The organism is Stieleria varia, assembly GCF_038443385.1.
In the GTDB taxonomy this organism is placed as follows: Bacteria; Planctomycetota; Planctomycetia; order Pirellulales; family Pirellulaceae; genus Stieleria; species Stieleria varia.
On sequence record NZ_CP151726.1, the window covers coordinates 9328710 to 9349234 of the forward strand.

The window sequence follows — 20525 nt, forward strand, 5'->3', positions numbered from 1 at the left end:
GATTCGCTCGTATCAGTGTAGTGGACGAAATTCCGTGAGCCTATGCCCGCCTTGGTTTTGCGTCTGATAAGGCCGGCTGTTCGGAGAGCATTGTTCGTTAAGCGACTTCTAATCCTTGGTGATCAGTCACAATGAAATACAGGTAGTACCGTTCAGGTATGGTGGTACCTGCGGTGCGACTCAACTATTGTGTAGATGGAGTGGATCCGTTGAAACGCGGGCGTGTCGCCGCGATCAGTCGCAATTTTGGAGCAGTCAGCCGTGCAACTTGCGTCCAAGGACAAAGATCGACTGCGAGTTCTGATCGAGGATGCATCCAAGACCGTCGCTCAGTCATGGCCGTTGAAGACGTTTGCCTATCGAAATCCGCTACGTGGATTGGAGCACTTGCCGTTTGACGAGGCGATTCGTCAAGGTAAAGAATCATTTGGTGGGAGTGGCTACCTGCCCAATGACGACTACCGACAGTTGCATCGTGACGGAGAAATCACGGACACGGCGCTGGATTCAGCACTTGACTCTGCCTTGAAGTCGATCGCGGAGAGTGTCGACTCGGATTCAGTAGCGATCGGCCAACGGTGTGTTTCCTTCTGGGATGTCTTGCGATTGCATCTTTTGTTCGGGTTGGACTCTTTGGATCCGTCCCTATTGGATTGGACGCTACAGGCTGGCGGCGCGCTGGAGAGGTTTCGTCACGATGTGCCCGCAGAATTGCGAGTGCACGAAAGGGATCGCGCACCGGTCGTGGGAGAGCTTTGGAAGCAGGTTCTGGCGGCCGTGCGAAAACCACACGACCTTGGGCGCAACGCATCGGAAACAACATTCGATTCGGGCGAGCGAGATTGTCGAGACTCCACGGCCGATCTAACTCACGCCGACATGATATCGCTGCCCAACGGTCGAACGCTGGGAGATTGGGTGAACGCACTGACTGGCGTTTCCATCGTTGATCAGATCAACGACCAGATGATCAAATGGTGTGCGGCGTTTCTCGATGAGGGCATGGCGAGCTGGAAGATGCCCGACAGAACGGCCGGTTTCTATGACGCTTGGCGATTTCTTGCCGCCGGTGATTGGTCCGGTCGATTTGTTGGGATCAAGAGACTGGGGCGAAAGATTCGTGAGTTGCCACCGACGCCAGAGGAAGCCGTCGAATCGAGTCTTCAGCGACTCTGTATTCCTGAATCGCAATGGATCGACTATCTGTCTCGGCATCTTGCCCAGTTGCCTGGTTGGACGGGTTTCATCCGTTGGCGTGGAGAGAACCCCGGCTATCCTTTTCAACACACCAATCCGATTGACCCCGGCCAGTATCTCGCGGTTCGCTTGTTCTACGAAGTCGAATTGGTCGAAGCGGCCTGTCGCCGAGAGTGGGGCATCGACGGGACGTTGCCTGCATTGCTTGGGTACTGGGAAAAACATCGCGATGAATACACCCAACGAATGTCGGGCGAAACGCAAATCACTGATGCCGATACACAGGCCGCGTGTCGAGACGGTTGGCGGCTGTTTCATCTCGCTCAGTTCCTCGGCTTAACCTCTCAAGACGTTCAGTCGCTATCCACAAGGGATGTGCAAACATTGTTGGGGTGGCTGGATGCGTTTCCGAGTGAGGATCACGGCGTGGTATGGTTGACGGCTCTGGAAATCAGCTTTCGTGACCGCTTGATCGCAAAGTTGTCCGCGTCAGAAACAAGAGAAGCTGTAACTGAGACGTCAACGCTGGCTCAGTTCGTATTCTGTATCGACGTTCGCTCCGAACCGATGCGCCGCTGTATCGAGACCCAGAAGAAATACGAAACCTTTGGGTTTGCCGGGTTCTTTGGGATCCCAATGAGCCACCAAGCGTTCGATGACAATGAGCACGCGGCGCTATGCCCGGTCATCCTGTCTCCCAAGTTCGCAGTCAATGAAGTCGCTCGCGATGGAGAACAGGACGCATTGGATGTTTACGCCACCTCATCTCGTTGGAGTCGACTTGGCGAAAGCCTGTTCTATGATTTGAAACGCAACGCGATCAGCTCTGTCGTCTTGATCGATGTCGCAGGAGTTTTCTTCTCGGCAATGCTGGGGGGAAAAACATTCTTTCAACGCAAGTTTGATGCCGTCCTGTCACGGGTGAGCGATTGGTTTGGTCAGCGTATCGCGACGCAGATTCCTGTGGAGCGGTGTTCGGTCAATGAACCCGACGAATCCGACGAGACGGATTCTTTACAGCATGGATTCACTGTCGCAGAACAAGCAACCTTTGTCGAAAACGCGATGAGAGCGATCGGGCTGACGAAAGACTTTGGTCGTTTCGTCGTGATTTGTGGACACGGCAGCACGTCAGACAACAACCCCTATTTTGCCGCCTACAACTGTGGGGCCTGTGGCGGTGGACATGGCGACGCCAATGCGAGAGTCTTTACGCGGATGGCCAACTCGCCCGAGGTTCGTGACATCGTGCGAGAGAACGGCGTGTATATTCCGCAGGAAACTTGGTTTCTGGCGGCAAAACACAATACGGTCACGGACTCCATCACGTTCTACGACACTCAAGACGTTCCCGCGAGCCACGACGACGACTTTCAGCAGTTGGTCGCAGACATGCAGCGAGCCAGCGAGCTGCAAGCTCAGTCTCGCGGCCAAACCTTGCCTCAAACTCCAGCAAATCTTTCGCCGCAGGCGGCACATGAGCACATGATGGCCCGCAGCGTCGACTGGGCAAACGTGCGACCGGAATGGGGGTTGTCGGGCAACGCAGCATTCGTGCTTGGCCGACGAGCGCTCACGGATCGCGCCGATCTGGAAGGCCGGGTTTTTCTGCAGTCGTACGACTGGGCGACGGATCCGCAAGGAGCGATTCTGGAGGCGTTGATGACCGCGCCGTTGGTGGTCGCTCAGTGGATCAGCATGGAGTACTACTTTTCCGCAGTCGATCCGAATCACTACGGCAGCGGCAGCAAGGTCACGCACAACGTGGTCTCCGGCGTCGGCGTGATGCACGGCGCCCACGGTGATCTACAAGCAGGGCTTCCGTTGCAGAGCGTCAATGATGGGAGGGTACACTACCACAAGCCGGTGCGTTTGCTCGCTATCATCGAAGCCCCCACGAATCGTATCGAAACCGCCATTGGACATCATGTGCTGCTGCAAGACTTGCTTCACAACCAGTGGATCCATCTTGTCGCGGTTGATCCGGAAACCGGAACATTTCAACGGTATGTTCCCGATGCCACTTGGGAGCCGTTGACATGAGTGCTCGCTTCTACAGAAACCTTTTTTACAAGACGCTGTTCTTTTTCATTGTCTGGTTGGTCTTGTCCGAGAGTTTTGATTGGTTTCATATGGGTTTGGGAGTCATTTCGGCATTTGGCGTTGCCTGGCTAAACACAGAGCGTGAACAAACCCGATCGCTCATCCCGCCGATGAGCATCATTTGGTATGTCCCTTGGCTGGTGGTCCAAGTGGTCAAAAGCGGCGTGCATCTTTCGAAGTTGATCCTGAGCCCTTCACTACCGATTTCGCCGAAGATCATTCGGTATCGAACCGAACTGCGGAAGGACGCTGGGATCGTTCTCTTGGCCAATTCCATCACGTTGACACCCGGAACGATTACCCTCGAAGTGAACGGACAGGAATTGGTTGTTCATGCCATTGATTCGGCGTCGGCAAGCGATTTGATGGATCAGCAGATCGAGCAACGGATAGCCGGCATGGTCCGAAACGTGGAGAAAGGGCCATGAAGATCTTTTTCTTGGTCATCATGATCGCGATCACCTTGTTGATGGCGGTCTACCTGTACCGTGTCGTCCGAGGGCCGACCGTCTTTGACCGCGTTCTGGGGCTGAACGGGATGTCCACCAAAGCGATCATATTGATGGTTGTGATTGGAACGTATTACGGGCGAGTTGACATGTTTGTTGACATCTCAACCGGCTACGCGTTACTGAACCTCGTCGGGTCATTGGCGATTGCCAAGTACCTGGAGAAAAAGAGGGAGGCGTTATGACGTTCGCAGAGTTGATGATTGAAGTCGGGCGTTGGGCGACAGTGGGCATTGCTGTCGTCATGATTCTCATCGGCCTGTTCTTTCTATTCGTGGCTGCCGTGGGTGTCCTTCGATTGCCTGATGTTTTCACAAGATCACACGCGGTCTCACTCACCGATTCATTGGGAGCGTTGTTTCTGCTGGGTGGACTGGCGATCTATCAAGGGTTCACGACCAACTCTGTCAAAATCCTTGTGGTGCTAATGCTGTTGTATCTACTCAATCCGGTGATTGCTCACGCAACGGTGCGTTCGGCATTTCGCTGTGGCCTTCGACCAGGGAGCAGCGACGACGATGACGTTTTGGTTTGAAGTCCCCCTGCTGATCCTGCTGATCCTGACTGCGGCCGGCGCGATCTTGGCCAAAGATCTCATCAGCTCTATCTTCATTCTGGGTACCTACAGTTTCTTCCTGGCACTGGTCTGGGCATGGCTGGGCGCTGTCGACGTCGCGTTTGTGGAGGCGGTCGTCGGCGCTGGATTGGCAACCGTACTGTTCTTGCTCACGCTCTTTGGCACCTCACCCAAAGACATTCGAATTGGTCGATTTTCGCCACCGCTGACCGCTTTGATCGGGCTGCCGATTCTTGCTGTTCTGTTGCTCTATGCGGCGGAGGATTTCCCCGAGTTCGGCAACCCGGAATCGCCACCCAATGTTCATGTTTCTTCGGAGTACCTCAAGAACAGCTTGCAGGAAACCGGATCGTCCAATGTCGTGACTGCTGTCCTGATGGATTATCGTGCCTTTGACACACTTATCGAAACGAGTGTGATCTTCACCGCCGGCATCGCGTGCGCACTGTTGCTCAGGAGAGATCGAAAATGATCCAAGCTCACGATAGTGTCATTGTGCGAAAAATGAGCCGAGTTCTGATCCCGTTGATTCAACTCTACGCACTCTATGTGTTGTTCTTTGGTCAGCAAGGTCCCGGTGGCGGATTTGTATGCGGCGTGATGTTGGGCACGAGCTTGATCCTCGGCATCCTGGTGTTCGGACCCGATTCACAACCCTATCGTTTGGCACAGAAAGCCATGCACGGAGACGGAGTGGGGCTGCTGATTTTTGCGGGGATCGGTGGACTGTGTCTGATCGGAGGAGGGCAGTATTTGAATTATTCCGGCTTGACGATTCCCGGAATCGATACCGATGTGGAGCGTCATTACCTGGGAATCCTGCTGACGCAAGTGGGAGTTGCCATCGACATTGCCGTGACCGCGATTTCGATTGTCTTTAGCTTGGCATTCATCGACGACGACAGAGATGACCCATGATTGAACACATCACATCTGCCCTTCAACGCCCCAACTTCATCGCCTTTGTCATCCTATTCCTTTGGGGACTGTTCATCATGGTCAGTCATCCCAATCTGATCAAGAAACTGATTGGCCTGTATTTGGTGCAGACGAGCATCATTTTCCTGCTCGTCACGTTCAGCGCCAAGAAAGATGCCACCGTTCCCATCTTGCAAGGCGACGACTCTCTCGTCTCCGCCGTGAACGAGATCGATCCGAATGAATATGCCAACCCACTGCCGCATGTTCTGACCCTGACCGCGATCGTCGTTCAAGTGGCGACGCTAGGAGTATCGTTGGCCTTGGTCGCCGCGATCTATCGCACCTACGATAGCCTCGACGAGAATGAAATCTTGGAGAAGCTGAAATGATGGATCAGCTCCCTGTCGTGATTTTCTTGATCCCCTTCGTTACCGCGATCTGCGTCCCGATGATCGGGTACCGAAACCGTGATTGGTGCGGTCCCATCGCGTTGCTGGCAACGATTGCCATGAGCGTCGCAGCCATCGTGAATCTCTATGTGGTGCTGGCGAATGGCGAATCACGCTACGCGTTTGGCGGATGGTCAATCAGCACCAGTTTGCCGGCGTTTCCGTTAGGAATCGAGTGGGTAAACGATCCGTTGGCAAGCGTGATGTTGGTGACTTTGAGCGGGCTGTCCTGCATTTGCATCCTCTATGGCACAACGGATTTACCACGTTCGTTGGGCAGTCGCGTGGTCCTTTACTACACGCTGGTGCTGATCCTGATTTCTGCATTGGCGGGGATCGTACTGGCTGGAGACATCTTCAACGTCTTTGTGTTTCTGGAGGTCGTTGCATTGTGCGCCTATGCATTGATCGGTGTCTCCGGCGGAAAGGCGCTCGTTGCCGCGTTTCGGTATCTCATTCTCGGAACGCTCGGTTCTTCGTTTTACCTGCTGGGCGTCGTTTTCTTCTACGCGGCCACGGGAACGCTCAATATGGGAGATTTGGCTCAGCAACTGATCGAAAAACCGGAGTTGATGACATCCAAGGCGATCATCGGCGGCTCAACGTTTCTCTTTCTCGGGCTCGGCATCAAGATGGCACTGTTCCCATTGCACGGATGGTTGCCCGGTGCGTACGCTCGCGCCCCGTCCGCAGTCACGCCGTTGCTCGCGAGTCTGATGACTAAAATTGCCCTCTACGCGTGGGTCCGAATCATGTTTTGGGTTCTCGGCGCCGGAGCCGAGATCGGGCATGTCCATCTGCTGACCTTGCTTGGCATGCTGGGCACCATCGCGACGGTAGCGGGAGCGATTATCGCACTTGCTCAAGACAATCTGAAGCGGATGTTCGCGTACGGGGGCATTTCGCACATCGGTCTGATTTTGATCGGAGTCAGCCAGGAAAACGGCGTGGGCCTGGCCGGCAGCTTGTTTTACATGATCAATGATGCCGTCATGCAAGCCAGTGCGTTCATCATCGCTGGGGCAGCGATCTCACTCCATGACGCTCAAAACGTGAACGAGTTAAGCAGACTGCGCAGGTCACCATGGCTGGTGGGGTCGTTGATCATTTTGGCGATGTCGATGATCGGCGTTCCACCGACCGGAGGATTCTTTGGAAAGTGGCAAATCATCTTGAGTGCGTTGCAAGCTGCCAACTACGTGGAGGTAGCCGCCATCATTGTCGCCACCGTTTTGACAATGGCCTACTTTCTCAAAATCTTTAGCGGCATTTTTGGCGATGGTCATCGCAAAGCAGAGCAGCAGCCAAATGAATCAAAGATCGGCCTGCGGATTTGTTTGGCGGTGACATCCGCCGCGATGGTTGTTTTGGGATTGTGTGCCGATCCCATGTCGAGATTCTTTCGAGCGACCGCAACATCGGTGGGGCTCTGAGTCATTGATGCAAGGGTTACAAGTTTAATGTCCGCTGCCTACGCACTGATCCCTCTGCTGCCGTTGTTGGCATCGATCATCATCGCACTGACGGACCGGCGGCTTGGCGAAAACAGTCGCAAGATCGGCACGCTAGCGATTGGTGTCTCGTTTGGCCTGTCGGTGCTGGCCGTTGCGCAGCTCGTCGTATGGGGGCAGCCGATCTCAGTAAGCCTTTATCAACTGCTACAGTCCGGCGACTTGACGGTCGAATTCGGGTTGCAAATTGATCAACTCAGTGGACTCCTGTTGCTGCTGGTGACAGGCGTCAGCTTCGTGGTTCACGCGTACTCATCGCGATACATGGTCGGTGACGCTCGATTCGGCCGGTTCTTTGCGTTGATGGCTCTGTTTACGTTTGCGATGATCACGCTGGTCATGAGTAGCAATCTGTTGATGCTGTTCATGTGTTGGGAACTGATGGGAATTTGCTCGTACTTGCTGATTTCGCATCAATCAGAACGTCAGGCGGCGTGCAGTGCAGCAACGAAAGCCTTTTTGTTCAATGCAGTTGCCGACGTCGGATTGCTGTTCGGACTCATTCTGACCTACGTCACCTTTGAAACTTTGGAGATCAGTCAAATCCTCGAGTTGGCCCCAAGTATCAGCGACAAGACCGTCAATCTGCTTGGCTGGGCAGGCAGGGATTTCCAGATCTCGACGGCGACGATGATCTCACTCTGCCTGCTGGCCGGCTGCATGGGGAAATCGGCACAAATGCCTTTCCACGTTTGGCTGCCACAAGCAATGGAGGCGCCGACTCCCGTTTCGGCTTTGATCCATGCCGCCACGATGGTCAACGCGGGGCCATTCCTGTTGATTCGATTCAGTCCGTTGTTGCTGCTGTCACCGGTTGCGATGACAACGATTGCCATCGTCGGGGGAACCACAGCTCTCTTTGCAAAGATCGTTTCATTGACTCAAACCGACATCAAGTCAACCCTCGCCTATACCACGATCAGTCAAGTCGGCGTCATGATCATGGCCTGCGGCTTGGGAGCATTTCTGGCCGCAGTGTTTCATCTGTTGGCTCACGGGATTCTGAAGGCCTACATGTTTCTATCTGCGGGAAATCAGATTGAATCAATTGCTGCGCACGGCCATCATGATCCCCCCGTCGACAACTCAAGACCGTCTATATCGCTCTGCGCCGGTGCGTTTGTCTTGTCGCTCATCGCACCGGTTTTGCTATTCTCCGGCCCCTATGAACATCTCTGGACGGCGCATGGCAAACCCGCGGCGGGAATCGTTTTCGCCGCGATCGGTCTCCTCACCGTCTTTTTCGCCGCGATCTTTTGTGTTCACTCGGTTACAAAATTCTTTCAAACCAGACCCAATCAGCCGATTCGACCACGCTTTTACTCGATATTTCACTTGATTGTGATTTCGCTCGGCATCGCGGCGTTGTCGGTCTTTCTGATGGTCTTATGGACTGGTTTTGCTACGTTCCTGATGCCAGCTTTGGCAAAGCCGCTCGTCGCTCCAACAGAGCCTTGGCTGCCTGATGGACGAAGGCAATTGTTCTTGGCGGCGCTGGCTGCTGCGTCGATCGGCTGGGCGATTGCGTGCGTTTTGCCGCCTAGTTTTCGTTTCTTTTCGCTAGTTCCACAGTGGGCACGCACGCGACTTTACGTCTTGTTCTTGAACAAGTTCTACATTGATGAGATCTACCGCGTCTTGGTGGTTCAACCTGTCATCCGCTGGGCTAAGTTCCTGTGGCGGGTGATGGACGTTGGAATCATCGATCGGGTCTCCATCCTGAGTGGGCAAATGAGTCTCGTCGTTGCGGCCTGGATTTGGCGTTCGATAGATGTCCAAGGAAACTCGCGTATCGGGAGCTTTGCAAAGCAACAAGACGACGCTATCCAAAAGTTCTCCGCACGCCCCCTGCAGCATCAGATTTTGATCCAAATCGCGTGGCTCGTTGTGGTCATGACTCTCTTTTATTGGCTGGTGTTATACAACTGACAGCACGAACAACACCTCCATTGTTTAACGCTCGATCAATCCTAGCGATCACGCCGCGCCGAACTGCATTTCATGATTTCTCTCTTCACCGACCATCTGTTGACTTGGATCATCCTGGTTCCTTTCTTAGGAATCGCGGTCCTTGCATTGGTTCGTGACGAGCTGCGGGCGCGGCAGACCACTTTGGCGTGCACGTTGCTGAATCTTGGTCTGTTCCTCACGCTCTGGTTTGGCTTCGATACCACTCAGCAAGGCATGCAGTTTGTTGACAGGATGACTTGGATGCCGACCCTGAGCATTCAGTATGCCGTCGGAGTCGACGGAATCAGCCTCATTTTGCTGCTACTGACGATCGGGCTCGCGCCGATCTGTGTTCTCTGTTCATGGAGTTCTGTTACCAGGCACGTGCGGGCGTTCATGATGCTGGTCCTGCTGGTCGAAGGCGCGATGGTCGTGGTCTTTTCATCCCTGGATCTCTTTCAGCTCTTTATGTTCTGGGAACTCACAATGATTCCCATGTATTTCTTGATTATTCTTTGGGGCGGTCCCAATCGGATCGCGGCAGGATTGAAATTCGTTTTGTACAGTCTGACGGGGAGCCTGTTGCTACTGGTCGGGATTCTGACGCTTTATTTGCAGGGCGGAGGAACGTTCGACATCATCACGCTATCGCAACGAGAATTCACATCGACCGCGCAGTGGTGGATGTTCTTGGCCTTTTGTCTGTCGTTTGCGATCAAGTTGCCGATGCTGCCCTTTCATACTTGGCTGCCCGATTCGCACGCCGAAGCACCAACCGCTGGCAGCGTGATTCTGGCCGGAATCTTGCTGAAGATGGGTGGATACGGATTCCTGAGAATTTGTCTGCCGATGTTTCCAGACGCGTCGGCAACGTTTGCTCCCTTGATGGTGTGGCTCTCCGTTGCTGGAATTCTGTATGGCGGTGTGATGGCTCTGGCACAAGACGATTTGAAGAAGCTGATTGCATACTCGTCGATATCCCACATGGGGTTTGTCACACTGGGAATTTTTTCCTTCAGTCAGCAAGGAATCGAAGGTGCGATTTTGCAAATGTTCAACCATGGGATCGTCACCGGCGCGATCTTTGTGGCGGTCGGACAGCTTTACGAGCGTACGCACGATCGATCTGTTTATGCCTACGGCGGACTGCACAAACAAATGCCACGGTTTGCGTGTTGGTTCTCTCTATTCGTTTTTGCGTCCTTTGGGCTACCCGGAACAGGCAGCTTCATCGGTGAATTCCTGGTGTTGGTGGGAGCGTCTGAGAAGAATTTGATGGCCGTCTTGCTCGCGTTGGTAGGGATCTTGCTCGCCGCGTCGTATATGTTGTGGATGCTGCAGCGAGTGGTGCTGGGGCAGCCCTCGACGCAAACAGCCTCTTTGTTGCCCGACTTGACGATGAGAGAATCCGCTTCCCTGGTCGCGTTGGCAACCGTCGTGCTATGGATTGGCCTCTACCCGAGCCCATTGATACGATCCATGGAAAACGACGTTGCCAATATCGTTCAATTGATGAATGAACCCGTCGACCGCAATGTTGACCGTAATCGAGAATGAACACTCTATGAAAGGCCTCAACGAGATGATGAAACATCTGTTCTGCCTCACTTTTCTGATTGTGGCCGGGCTCAAGGCCCATTGCGAACGCCCCAACGTGTTGTTCATCGTTGCCGATGATTTGAACTGCGCGATCGGACCCTATGGAGATCCCGCAGCGGTCACGCCGAACTTAAATCGGCTTGCTTCTCGCGGATTGACCTTTGAGAACGCCTACTGTCAGCAGGCTGTCTGCAATCCGTCTCGATCATCCTTTCTCACCGGGTTGCGACCGGCCACGGTCAAGGTGGACGATTTGAGAAAGTATTTTCGCGACACGGCAAAGGGTGGGGCGACATTGATCACTCTGCCACAGCACTTCAAGAACCATGGCTACTTTTGCCAGAACATCGGTAAAATCTTTCACAACATGGGCGATACCCAAGATCGCCGTTCTTGGTCGATCGACGAAGTGCTCTACACCGGCACGCATGCCGCCGATACGGTCTACAACAACACGCCGGCGGCCTTGCGGAAAACGACTTTCAACAAGGCACCTGTCACAGAAGCGTTGGATGTTCCTGATACGGCGTATCGCGATGGCCAGATCGCCAATCTTGCCGCGGCGATGTTGCGAGAACATCCCGCCGGTGGACAGCCGTTCTTTGTGGCGGTCGGGTTTTGGCGTCCCCATCTGCCATTTGTTGCACCAAAGAAGTATTGGGATCTGTTCGACCCACAACAGATTCCGCTGCCGGAATCCATGGTAGCGCCGACTGGCGCACCGACGATCGCCATGCATGATTCAAGAGAAATTCGGGGATACGGTGGGGTTCCCGCAGACCGGCCATTCACGAACGAGGAAGTTCGACACTTCCGTCATGGCTACTACGCTTCGATCGCGTTCATGGATGCTCAGATCGGGAAAGTTTTGGACGCATTGCAGGAGAGCGGGCACGCCGAAAATACCATTGTGGCGTTTACCTCCGACCACGGATTTCACGTCGGTGAACAGGCTTTGTGGGGCAAGACAAGCAATTTCGAACTCGATGCTCGCGTCCCCTTGATCATCGCCGATCCATCTCAACCGGCCGGGCACGGCAAGTCGACCAGCTCGCTTGCCGAGTTGGTTGATCTGTACCCCACCTTGGCCTCACTTGCCGGAATCGATGGCGATCTCAATCGGCGATTGCAAGGCGACAGTCTTGCCGAGGTGATTTCTGATCCGAGCGTTTCGGTTAAAGACGCCGCCTTCACTCAGCATCAGCATCCGTTCTACGGCCCTCCGTCGAACTGGCAGGCTTGGGGATACTCCGTCCGTACGAGCGATTGGCGATACACCGAATGGCGTTCGATCGAAAATGGCGAAGTGATCGCGAGTGAACTTTATGACCAGGTCAACGATCTACACGAGTCGAGCAATGTAGCTGCTATGCACCCTGACATTGTCCGATCACATTCGAAACGCCTCGCCCAGCAATTTGATCTTGTGAACAAAGAGCGTTGAAGCGTTCTGAATGGCAGGCTGTCGATTGAGTGAGCCGCGACGCGTAAGCGGCCGGGCCTATCGCTATACCCGGTGCCTTATGACCCACGGCTAACTCTTGCCATTCCCAGTTCTGACTAGATCAACAGCCTGCTAGCCCGGATTACTCACGCGACTCACTACAGTTTTCGCAATACGTTTGAACGAAACGGCTTACGCGGATTGGCACGAAAACAGGCTGCGCATATCAGCCGCCACGCGATAGCGTCCGGTTCTTGCACCTATACTCGGGAACCGGACGCTATCGCGCCAGCGGCTGATGAATAATCCGGGCTAGTGCATCATCCGGTCTTGATTTTGGGGTTAGCCGTTTTGGCGTTAGCCACGGTTGTGTCACGAAAACCGTGGCTAACGCCAAAACGGCTCATCTACCGAACCCACGTTCTAAGACTGGACGATGCACTAGCCAGACCGGACAGGTCAGAGGATCAATTTTTAGCGGAGCCTTATTTATCTGGCGTGGCCGCCGGCACCAAGATGACTTCGTTGTCGGCACCACGAATGTCCACTGTCCAGAGGCCTTTCTTGTCCTGAGTCTGCTGCGTCAGCAGATTGACGACCAGCGGTTGAACGAGGCTTTCGAAACTGCGCTGTAAATTGCGGACGCCGAAATCGGGATGATAACCTTGGTCCAGGATTCGACTGAGCGCGTCCTCAGACAGTTCCAGTTGAATTTCATGTCGCGCGTAATTTCGATTGGCATGGGCAAGGATGATGTCGGTCAGAATGTTTCTGGCATGCTTTTTGGAGATCGATTTGAACTCGATGACTTCGTCAAAGCGATTGATCAAGACATCGGGAACTTCGCTACGAATGTCTTCGCGTGCCTCGGTTTCCTCGCCAGGGATCGCCCAGCCGAACTTTGGCTTGTCCGCACCGACGGCAAAGTTAGCGGTTGCGATCACCGTGACGTGTGAGATCGCGACAACTTGCCCTGATCCGAACGTGATGCGGCCTTCCTCGAACGCGTTCAAAAATGCGATTTGGACGCTGGGGTGGGCTTTCTCGAATTCATCGAGCAACAGCACGCCACTTTGAAATCGGCGAACTTCACGTTCCAGCTTTGTCGGTTCGCCGTAGCCTACATAGGATGGTGGCGAGCCGAACAGTTTCTGCACATCGGCTTCGCTGCGGTATTCACTCATCGCGACAAAAATCAAGGAATCGGATTTGTCGTCGGTCAGCAGCCGCGACAGTTGCCGAGCAAACTCGGTTTTACCCACACCGGATGGGCCGGTGAAGAGAAAGACTCCATCGGGTCGGGCTGGTCGTAGGTCGAGTTGCAATTTGCATGTCGTGATCTTTTTGCAGACGCTTTGGATCGCGTCGTCCTGGCCCACAATTCGTTTGGCCAAGTTCTTGCCCAGATCGGCGAGGCTTTCTCGATAAAGCTCGCGATTGGCGATCGATGACACGCCGGTTCTTTCCGCCAGAGCCGATCGCAAGTGATGCTCCTGTAGCTTTGGTGCGGTCTCGCTGGCGGCAAGCGCACAAGCACTGTCCAGCAGGTTGATGGCCTTGTCGGGAAATCGGCGATGTGACAAATGATCCCGGCATAATTCCACGCAGGTCTGCAACAGCTCATCGCTGGGCAGGGGCAGATCGTGATGCGAGAATAAGGTATCGCTCAGTCCCTTGAGAATTTGAATCGTCTCGGGTTCGGTCGGTTCCTTGACGGGCAAAATCTCAAATCGGCGACAGAAAGCGGGATCATGTCGCTCCATCAAATTGAATTCACGCAGGGTGGTGGCACCGATGCATGGAAAGATCCCGCGACCCAAAGCAGGTTTCAGCATGTCGCCGGGATTGCTGTTGCCGCCTCCGACGACCAATTGGTGAATCTCGTCGACAAAGAGAATGATTTTGTCGCCGTGCATCTCCAGTTCTTCGACGAGTTCCTTGATCCGCTTTTCGATGCTGCCGTGGATTCCCGTTCCCGCAACCAAGTCGGTTGCTGAGATCTGGAACACGCGTCGTCCGCGAAGCGCCTTTGGACAGCTATCGTGCCCGAGCATAGCAACAAAACCTTCGACAACCGCCGTTTTTCCCACACCTGGTTCACCCACCAAAATCGGATTGGGCGCGTAGCGTTTCGTCAAAATCCTTGACAGTCGACTGACCTCCAACGAACGACCTACGATCGGGTTCTTCAGCTTGGCAGGGGTCATCTCACGTGCGAGGCTTTCCAGTACCGGCAGCTTGATCGTTTCCGGTTCGGGCTGCGACTCGGGTTTGATGATCGGAGCAACAGACAGTTCAGAGGGATCCCGGTCTCCTTTTTGAAAGAGCGTTGTCGCTTTGTCTTGCAGCAATGGTTCCAACGATTGCAGCAATTCGCCCATTCGGACCTTGCGATCCCCCGTCGTCGAAAGTTCTTCGATGATCGACTTCAGATCAGGCGCCAACGTCACCCGCTGGCTTTCGTCAATCTCTACGTCTGCTGGCGTAACGGACTCGATGGGCACAAAGCCTTGCAGAATCAGTTGGTCACGAAACACCGGGTTGGATTCGACGAGCGCATGAAACAAATCAGGCAACTCGATGGCTTGCGAATGCCGACGCAGGGCGTGTCGTTTTGCCGCAACAAAGGTAGGAACAAGTTCTGGATGTATGCTGTCCATCTAGAGATCAATCCCCAAGTCAGTGCCGCCGGAGGTCTCACCGTCACCCTCGACTCCGGCATCCGCTTTCATGCGAGCCAACAACGCCTCCAGTTGGGCGATCGCTGCGGCGCGCGACTGCGTGTCGGTTTCCAGGGTCGCCGCTTCGCCGTCGTTGATCGCCTTCATCATGACTTCATAATAGTTTTCCGCAATTCCGACCAGCAAATGGATGCATCGCTGAAGCTGGTTGGCCGTCAAGTCATTGTCCTCAAGTGGAAACTCCAGAATCATCCGGATCTCGCCATCATTGGGGTCGTACTCGAATTGGGCGCCCTTGGTTCGCAATGAAATGACGAGACAGGTTTGAAAAATGGCTTCACGATGGGGGCCATCTTTGTACTTGAATGCCATCGGGGTAAAGAACTTGATGAATTCTCCGTTTTCTTCCAGGACGATCACGATCCCGATGCCTTCATCGCCATCGGTGTCGCGATAGCTTTTGGTCTGAAAGCCAACACGGATCCACTTGTCCTCTTTGACGTCGTATTTCAGTCCCAGCGTGTCAAGGTGCTTGCTGATTTCTTGATAGGTGGTTGCCATGGGATAGTAGGCCTTTTTGTATAGCTCAGGAGTGAGTCGCCGGCGAGCGGGATGGTGCAACAATGCCGTTCAGGATGCGGACATGATAATGGAAAGGCCCCAGGTTGTGGGGCAGGCAACCCCTGATTCCAGGCCGCCTGGATCTAGCCCGGATTATTCATCAGCCGGCACGCGATAGCGTCCGGTTCTCGATTACAGGCGGAGAACCGGACGTTATCGCGTGACGGCTGATATGCGCAGTCTGCTCTCGTCCCAATCCCCGTAAGCCGTCTCATGCAAACGTATTGCGAACACTGTAGTGAGTCGCGTGAATAATCCGGGCTAGGACTTGATCAAGCGTAGCAGTTCATCCGTCGTGAGTTTGCCGCTCCGATCGGTGCCTTCCAGCAGACTCTCCGCGAGATCACGTTTCGTTGCGTGAAGGTTCAGAATCTTTTCTTCGATCGTGCCCGCCAGGATCATGCGATAGATGGTGACCGGACGCTGCTGGCCGATGCGATGGGCGCGATCGGATGCCTGATCCTCGACGGCCGGATTCCACCAGGGGTCCAAATGGATCACATAGTCGGCCGCCGTCAAATTCAAACCGGTACCACCTGCCTTGAGGCTAATCAGAAAGACCTCGCCTTCGCCCGCCTGGAAGGCATCGACACTCTGCTTTCGGGTTCGTGCCGGCGTGCTGCCGTCGAGGTATTGATAAGCGATCCCGCGTTGGTCGAGTTGCTCTCGCACCAATTGCAAATGGTCGACGAATTGGCTGAAGATCAACGCACGATGATTTCCGCTCCGCAGTTCATCGATTGTCTCCAGCACCTGAGCAAGTTTCGATCCTTCGATGTCCGACTCAGGCATGACCAATTTCGGATGACAACATGCTCGCCGCATCCGCATGATTTCGCCGAGGATTTGTAACGGTTGCGGTTTCCCGTCGGCGGCTTCGGCCAGTTTTTCAACGGCCCGAAGTCGGACTGCCTCATAGAAGGCGGCTTCGTCATCACTCGGCTGGATTCGCAGCGTCGTTTCGATTCGTGGCGGCAACTCGGTCAAGACCTGAGCCTTGGTGCGACGCAGAATGAATGGTGCGACCAGTCGCTTGAGCCCCTGGCGAGCAACAGGGTCGCCGTCTCGCTCGATCGGGATTGCGAATCGATCTTGAAAACTCTCGGAACTGCCAAGAAGCCCCGGATTGATGAAGTCCATCAGGTTCCATAGTTCGCCCAGATGGTTTTCCATCGGAGTTCCCGTCAACAAGTATCGGCAGTCGGCGGTCAACTGTTTGGCGGCCTTTGAACGTTGCGTAGCGGCATTCTTGATCGCTTGTGCTTCGTCGAGTATGAGCGTGGCGAAATCGATCTTCTTGAGCTTGTCGATTTCGTTTTGCATCAAACCGTACGAACACAGCAACACGTCGCTGGTTTCAAGCGAATCAAGCAGTTCGTTGCGTGACGATTCGGCAAGGATTCGTGGACGCAGTGTCGGGGCGAACCGAATGATTTCGTCTTGCCAATTGTGAATCACTGAGGTCGGTGCGACAACGATCGCAGGACCTTCAGCAGCCCGTTGCAGCAAGACCGCGATGGCTTGAAGCGTTTTCCCTAATCCCATGTCGTCTGCCAAACAACCGCCGACTCCCCATGCCGCCAGGCGTTGCATCCACGCAATGCCCTCGTGCTGATAGGGTCGCAACTCGGCTTGCAGCGTTTCCGGTATCTTGATTTCAACCTCGGTGGAGTCCCTCATCCGTTTCAGGCACTTCTTCCAATGCGCATCAGAGGTGACCTTTACGTCGCCCAAGTTTTCCAGCAACTCCGCATGGACGGCCCCGAAACGCAGTTTGCCTTTCGCGGAGCGACCATCACCGAACATCCGCAAGTCCTCGATGCGACGCCTGAGATTGCTCGTCAAAGCGAGAAACTCCCCGTCGTCCAGTTGGACAAATCGTCCCGGCGAAGCCGCAACCAAGTCGAGCAATTGCATCATGTCGATGGTGCGATCACGATCCAGCTTGAGTTCCCCTGATGCGGCAAACCAATTGCGGTCGCGACGAATACGCACTCGCATCATCGACTCACTTGCCTCACCGGCGAGTCGCAACGATCGCCCCTTCGGCCAATGCACACTGACGCAATCATTTTGGTTCAGAGATTCGAGAGCCAACAGCAGTTCGAGAGACTCGATCGGAGTGGGAAAGCTGGCTGTCCAGTTCTCGATCAAATGACTCGCAAAGCTTTGGCATCGATCGATCAACGATTGAGCGTTTTCAACCTCACGCGTCAAATCGCGATCTGCCGACGTTGCTTCGCCATCAATGGTTGCAAACAAGGTCTTGCCGCCTTCGCCAGGTCGGCACGTAGGACCAGTCGTGCCAAAGGGTTGCACATAAAGCTCGGCACGCAATCCTTCGCCGATCGGTATCAAATGAAGATGCAACTGTGCATCGCCATCGATTCTTCGCGCCGCAGTGCTGGTCGGCTCGTTACCGCTTTTTGACCCGTCGCTTGACTGCCCGGCGTTTCCACGTCCCATGTCTCCAATTTCGGAATGGATCGTCACCACAGAGGCCAGTTGTGTGACGGCTTCGAGCACTTTGGCCGACGCGGACTTGGGAACTCGCAAGCCTCTGCCGAGCATCTTCTGCAACTCCAGATGCGAAGTTTCAAAGATCGTGACGGCGATGTCACCCGTGGCAGTTTTGTCGAATTGAACGTCGTGGAGTCCGTCAGGCCTTGGCTCCAAGACCAACTCAATCTGTGAATCGTCGAGCTCTCGAACGATCAGCGAAATCGGCTTTTCGACGATCTCTAACGGTTGGTCGCGTTTACCCGGACGAAAGATCCTGGGATGCCCGATCAATGCACGTGAACCGGATCGCGTTTCAAATTCGGTATACTCCTCTGGATAACCGTAGTGGCCGCGTTCAGACCAATTTCTCAGGGTCTGGCAAAGCGTCACATCTTCCGGCGTCAGGAATGCGAAATCCGGTTCCGTGTACTGGTGAAACAAACGCGACAACGCCACCTTGCGTCCCTTGGACCAATCCTTTCCTTTGCGTACTTGGTGAAAGACTTCTAGCTGAAAGTCATGTTTGTCGTGGGAAATCTCAAAAATCAATCGGTCCGTCGCTTGTGGGTCGGTGCCTGATTGGGCGGAAGGCGACTTTTGACTTCCCAACATTGCGATCGCCGCTAATGTTCTCGACCAAGCCGGCTCGGGTTCCACGAAACGCACCAGGCTTGCGGTTTCGAGGCTCTGATGAAGCTGTTCTGCGAGCTTCTGCTGTTCTTCCGCTGTCTTTAGATTGGACTTTCCCGCAGCCGCATAGGCTTCCGCGGCCAACCACTCGCACCCACTGGCTTGCAACGAACCAGCCGCATCGATCAGCCCATTGACCTGCGAGGTATCGTCACCGCCGCTTGCCAGCCAGGCTTGCAAGTAGCCCGCCGCCCATTTGGCAATCGGGGTCTTCGCCTTTCCATTCAAGTTTGAAATCAGTCTCGTCGTATCACCAGGAGCACTCACGAACTGCAAGCCAAACTGAACGATGGCAAAAGCGTCGGCATAGGGCGACACACCTGACTTGATCGCCATTTCGCTCGCCTTCCATGCATTCTCCCATTTGGCGTTTGGGTGGCCAGCGACGGCCGCGAACGTTGCCAACACCGAGGGCAATCCACCAAACTTGGTCAGGATGCGTTTGTTGGATCGATTGGATAGGGTCCCCGAAAGCAGATCAAAGACGGTATCAAAATCGCCTCGCAGCAATCTCACACAGCCCTCGACATCGTTCATCGTGCCGGCTGTTTGGTCGTTTATCCGTTCCAGCAATGCCCGGTCTCCCGACGCCAGCGCCCACTCCACCAACTGCGGCATCAATTCATTTGAATAGGGAGCATCGCCGTTGAGCAGTTTACGAAGTGCTTGAAAGCCCTGTTCGTCTCTCGCCGTACCGGTAATCCATGCGGGGAGAACAAACGAAAAATACTCCTCCTGAAACTGCGGCTTCAGTTGTCGAAAGATGTTTTCACAGAAGGGAGACAGCAATGGTATGGAGCCATCGGTGATATCGCGTCGGGCGATTTTCCACGCCTCTGCATCTTGAAGATAAAAGGCAAGATAAAAATCCAGTTGCGGGTTGCGACTTGCCCAACGGCTGGCGGACTTGGCGAGCGAGACTAGTTCGCGTGCCCAATTTCCGGAAAGCCCCTCGCGGATGAGCAGGTCCATCAAGTCGGGGTGAGGATGCGTGCGCGTCGTGTTGAGCAATCTCAAGCGAATGAAATGCTGCAGCGAGTCACGGAGAAAGGCTTGAGTGAAGAGTCGGCCGTTGTCCTGTCGCAGATCAAAGGTCTTGATGTGTCGGTGGATCGCGTCGAGGCTGCTCGCTTCATGCTGAAAAGCCATCACCTGCAAGACTCGCTTTCTGGTGACATCCAAACGGCCGTATTCTTTTTGCAGTGTATTCATCCCGATATTCTGACATGGACTACCCAAGTTGAGAATCACCACGGTTGAGACAAAGAGGGCAGGCCTGGGCTGTTCAAATTTGGGGTTGAATTGATGTTTCGGCGTTTTTCTTTGTGCCGTTTTTGCCCACTGTCGCCTTCCCAAAGGAACTTGGGTGAGGTCGCGATTTGCCGTTCAGGCGAATGCGAGGGAGGGGCCGTCTGCGCAAGTCAATGATTGGCAACGGCAAAATGCTTAGCGGGGCACGCGCTATCGACTTGGAAAGTCGAGCGACGATTGTCGTTCGACTTTCCAAGTCGAAAACGAACACCACCATCCGCCCAAAAACAAACCAGACGCCTTGCGTCGTGCTTCGCAACTGCTACCTCCCAGCTGCGACCGAGGGGCGTGACAGAAACTTGCGGATCGCACAGTGCCACAACCCCAGATTTTGAACAGCCCTTACGCTAGCCCGGATATTGCATGGGCGTCAGTCGCTGCGACGCAAGTGATAGTAGCGACTTGGTTTACGTTGAACGCAGGAGGTCGCCGTTTGATACATCAGCCGCTGGCGCGATAG

14 protein-coding genes are annotated in these 20525 nt (G+C 54.4%); 11 read left to right on the forward strand and 3 right to left on the reverse strand.

Translation table 11 applies throughout. The features are described from left to right. Nucleotides 1-261 precede the first annotated feature (261 nt). From Pla52nx_RS31520 to Pla52nx_RS31570, 11 genes are all read left to right on the forward strand, one after another. Nucleotides 262-3240 (forward strand): DUF2309 domain-containing protein, encoded by a 2979-nt coding sequence (locus Pla52nx_RS31520; RefSeq protein ID WP_146519283.1) that lies wholly within the window; start codon nt 262-264, stop codon nt 3238-3240. Then, nucleotides 3237-3728, forward strand: coding sequence for a Na+/H+ antiporter subunit E (locus tag Pla52nx_RS31525; RefSeq protein WP_146519282.1), 492 nt, complete (start codon nt 3237-3239; stop codon nt 3726-3728). Before Pla52nx_RS31520 ends, Pla52nx_RS31525 begins: the two co-directional genes overlap by 4 nt. After that, the gene (locus tag Pla52nx_RS31530) at nt 3725-3994 is read left to right on the forward strand and encodes a monovalent cation/H+ antiporter complex subunit F (RefSeq protein WP_146519281.1); all 270 of its coding nucleotides are present in this window, start codon (nt 3725-3727) and stop codon (nt 3992-3994) included. The genes Pla52nx_RS31525 and Pla52nx_RS31530 overlap by 4 nt, the downstream gene beginning before the upstream one ends. Next, nucleotides 3991-4344: a monovalent cation/H(+) antiporter subunit G gene (gene mnhG, locus Pla52nx_RS31535; RefSeq protein WP_197454427.1), complete on the forward strand. Its 354-nt coding sequence runs from the start codon at nt 3991-3993 to the stop codon at nt 4342-4344. Before Pla52nx_RS31530 ends, mnhG begins: the two co-directional genes overlap by 4 nt. Then, entirely contained in the window at nt 4328-4858 is a 531-nt protein-coding gene (locus Pla52nx_RS31540) for a DUF4040 domain-containing protein (protein WP_146519280.1), read from the forward strand. Before mnhG ends, Pla52nx_RS31540 begins: the two co-directional genes overlap by 17 nt. Next, complete coding sequence (locus Pla52nx_RS31545) at nt 4855-5304, forward strand: MnhB domain-containing protein (RefSeq protein ID WP_146519279.1); 450 nt, start codon at nt 4855-4857, stop codon at nt 5302-5304. The genes Pla52nx_RS31540 and Pla52nx_RS31545 overlap by 4 nt, the downstream gene beginning before the upstream one ends. Then, the gene (locus Pla52nx_RS31550; RefSeq protein WP_146519278.1) at nt 5301-5696 is read left to right on the forward strand and encodes a cation:proton antiporter subunit C; all 396 of its coding nucleotides are present in this window, start codon (nt 5301-5303) and stop codon (nt 5694-5696) included. The genes Pla52nx_RS31545 and Pla52nx_RS31550 overlap by 4 nt, the downstream gene beginning before the upstream one ends. Next, entirely contained in the window at nt 5693-7189 is a 1497-nt protein-coding gene (locus Pla52nx_RS31555; RefSeq protein ID WP_146519277.1) for a complex I subunit 5 family protein, read from the forward strand. Before Pla52nx_RS31550 ends, Pla52nx_RS31555 begins: the two co-directional genes overlap by 4 nt. Nucleotides 7190-7216: 27 nt before the next feature. Then, the gene (locus tag Pla52nx_RS31560; protein WP_146519276.1) at nt 7217-9196 is read left to right on the forward strand and encodes an NADH-quinone oxidoreductase subunit L; all 1980 of its coding nucleotides are present in this window, start codon (nt 7217-7219) and stop codon (nt 9194-9196) included. Between the two features lie 72 nt (nt 9197-9268). Further along, on the forward strand, nt 9269-10774 hold the full coding sequence (locus Pla52nx_RS31565) for a complex I subunit 4 family protein (protein ID WP_146519275.1): 1506 nt from the start codon (nt 9269-9271) through the stop codon (nt 10772-10774). Between the two features lie 7 nt (nt 10775-10781). Continuing rightward, nucleotides 10782-12260, forward strand: coding sequence for a sulfatase (locus tag Pla52nx_RS31570; protein ID WP_231741857.1), 1479 nt, complete (start codon nt 10782-10784; stop codon nt 12258-12260). Nucleotides 12261-12745: 485 nt separating this feature from the next. Here the strand turns inward: Pla52nx_RS31570 and Pla52nx_RS31575 are convergent, their stop codons facing one another. The 3 genes from Pla52nx_RS31575 to Pla52nx_RS31585 all read right to left on the reverse strand — a co-directional run bounded on the left by Pla52nx_RS31575 (nt 12746) and on the right by Pla52nx_RS31585 (nt 19966). Then, on the reverse strand, nt 12746-14920 hold the full coding sequence (locus Pla52nx_RS31575; RefSeq protein WP_146519273.1) for an AAA family ATPase: 2175 nt from the start codon (nt 14918-14920) through the stop codon (nt 12746-12748). Next, nucleotides 14921-15502 carry a CesT family type III secretion system chaperone gene (locus tag Pla52nx_RS31580; protein ID WP_231741856.1) on the reverse strand — a complete coding sequence of 194 codons (582 nt, stop codon included), beginning with the start codon at nt 15500-15502 and terminating at the stop codon, nt 14921-14923. A 321-nt stretch (nt 15503-15823) separates the two neighbouring features. Beyond that, nucleotides 15824-19966 (reverse strand): DEAD/DEAH box helicase, encoded by a 4143-nt coding sequence (locus Pla52nx_RS31585; RefSeq protein WP_146519271.1) that lies wholly within the window; start codon nt 19964-19966, stop codon nt 15824-15826. Between the last annotated feature and the right edge of the window lie 559 nt (nt 19967-20525).

Bases quoted from the DNA above. Each gene is read 5' to 3' on its own strand.
- Pla52nx_RS31550 (WP_146519278.1), top strand. From the start codon at position 5,301: ATGATTGAACACATCACATCTGCCCTTCAACGCCCCAACTTCATCGCC.
- Pla52nx_RS31530 (WP_146519281.1), top strand. From the start codon at position 3,725: ATGAAGATCTTTTTCTTGGTCATCATGATCGCGATCACCTTGTTGATG.
- mnhG (WP_197454427.1), top strand. From the start codon at position 3,991: ATGACGTTCGCAGAGTTGATGATTGAAGTCGGGCGTTGGGCGACAGTG.
- Pla52nx_RS31555 (WP_146519277.1), top strand. From the start codon at position 5,693: ATGATGGATCAGCTCCCTGTCGTGATTTTCTTGATCCCCTTCGTTACC.
- Pla52nx_RS31545 (WP_146519279.1), top strand. From the start codon at position 4,855: ATGATCCAAGCTCACGATAGTGTCATTGTGCGAAAAATGAGCCGAGTT.
- Pla52nx_RS31580 (WP_231741856.1), bottom strand. From the start codon at position 15,502: ATGGCAACCACCTATCAAGAAATCAGCAAGCACCTTGACACGCTGGGA.
- Pla52nx_RS31575 (WP_146519273.1), bottom strand. From the start codon at position 14,920: ATGGACAGCATACATCCAGAACTTGTTCCTACCTTTGTTGCGGCAAAA.
- Pla52nx_RS31570 (WP_231741857.1), top strand. From the start codon at position 10,782: ATGAAAGGCCTCAACGAGATGATGAAACATCTGTTCTGCCTCACTTTT.
- Pla52nx_RS31540 (WP_146519280.1), top strand. From the start codon at position 4,328: ATGACGTTTTGGTTTGAAGTCCCCCTGCTGATCCTGCTGATCCTGACT.
- Pla52nx_RS31565 (WP_146519275.1), top strand. From the start codon at position 9,269: ATGATTTCTCTCTTCACCGACCATCTGTTGACTTGGATCATCCTGGTT.
- Pla52nx_RS31560 (WP_146519276.1), top strand. From the start codon at position 7,217: ATGTCCGCTGCCTACGCACTGATCCCTCTGCTGCCGTTGTTGGCATCG.
- Pla52nx_RS31525 (WP_146519282.1), top strand. From the start codon at position 3,237: ATGAGTGCTCGCTTCTACAGAAACCTTTTTTACAAGACGCTGTTCTTT.
- Pla52nx_RS31585 (WP_146519271.1), bottom strand. From the start codon at position 19,966: ATGAATACACTGCAAAAAGAATACGGCCGTTTGGATGTCACCAGAAAG.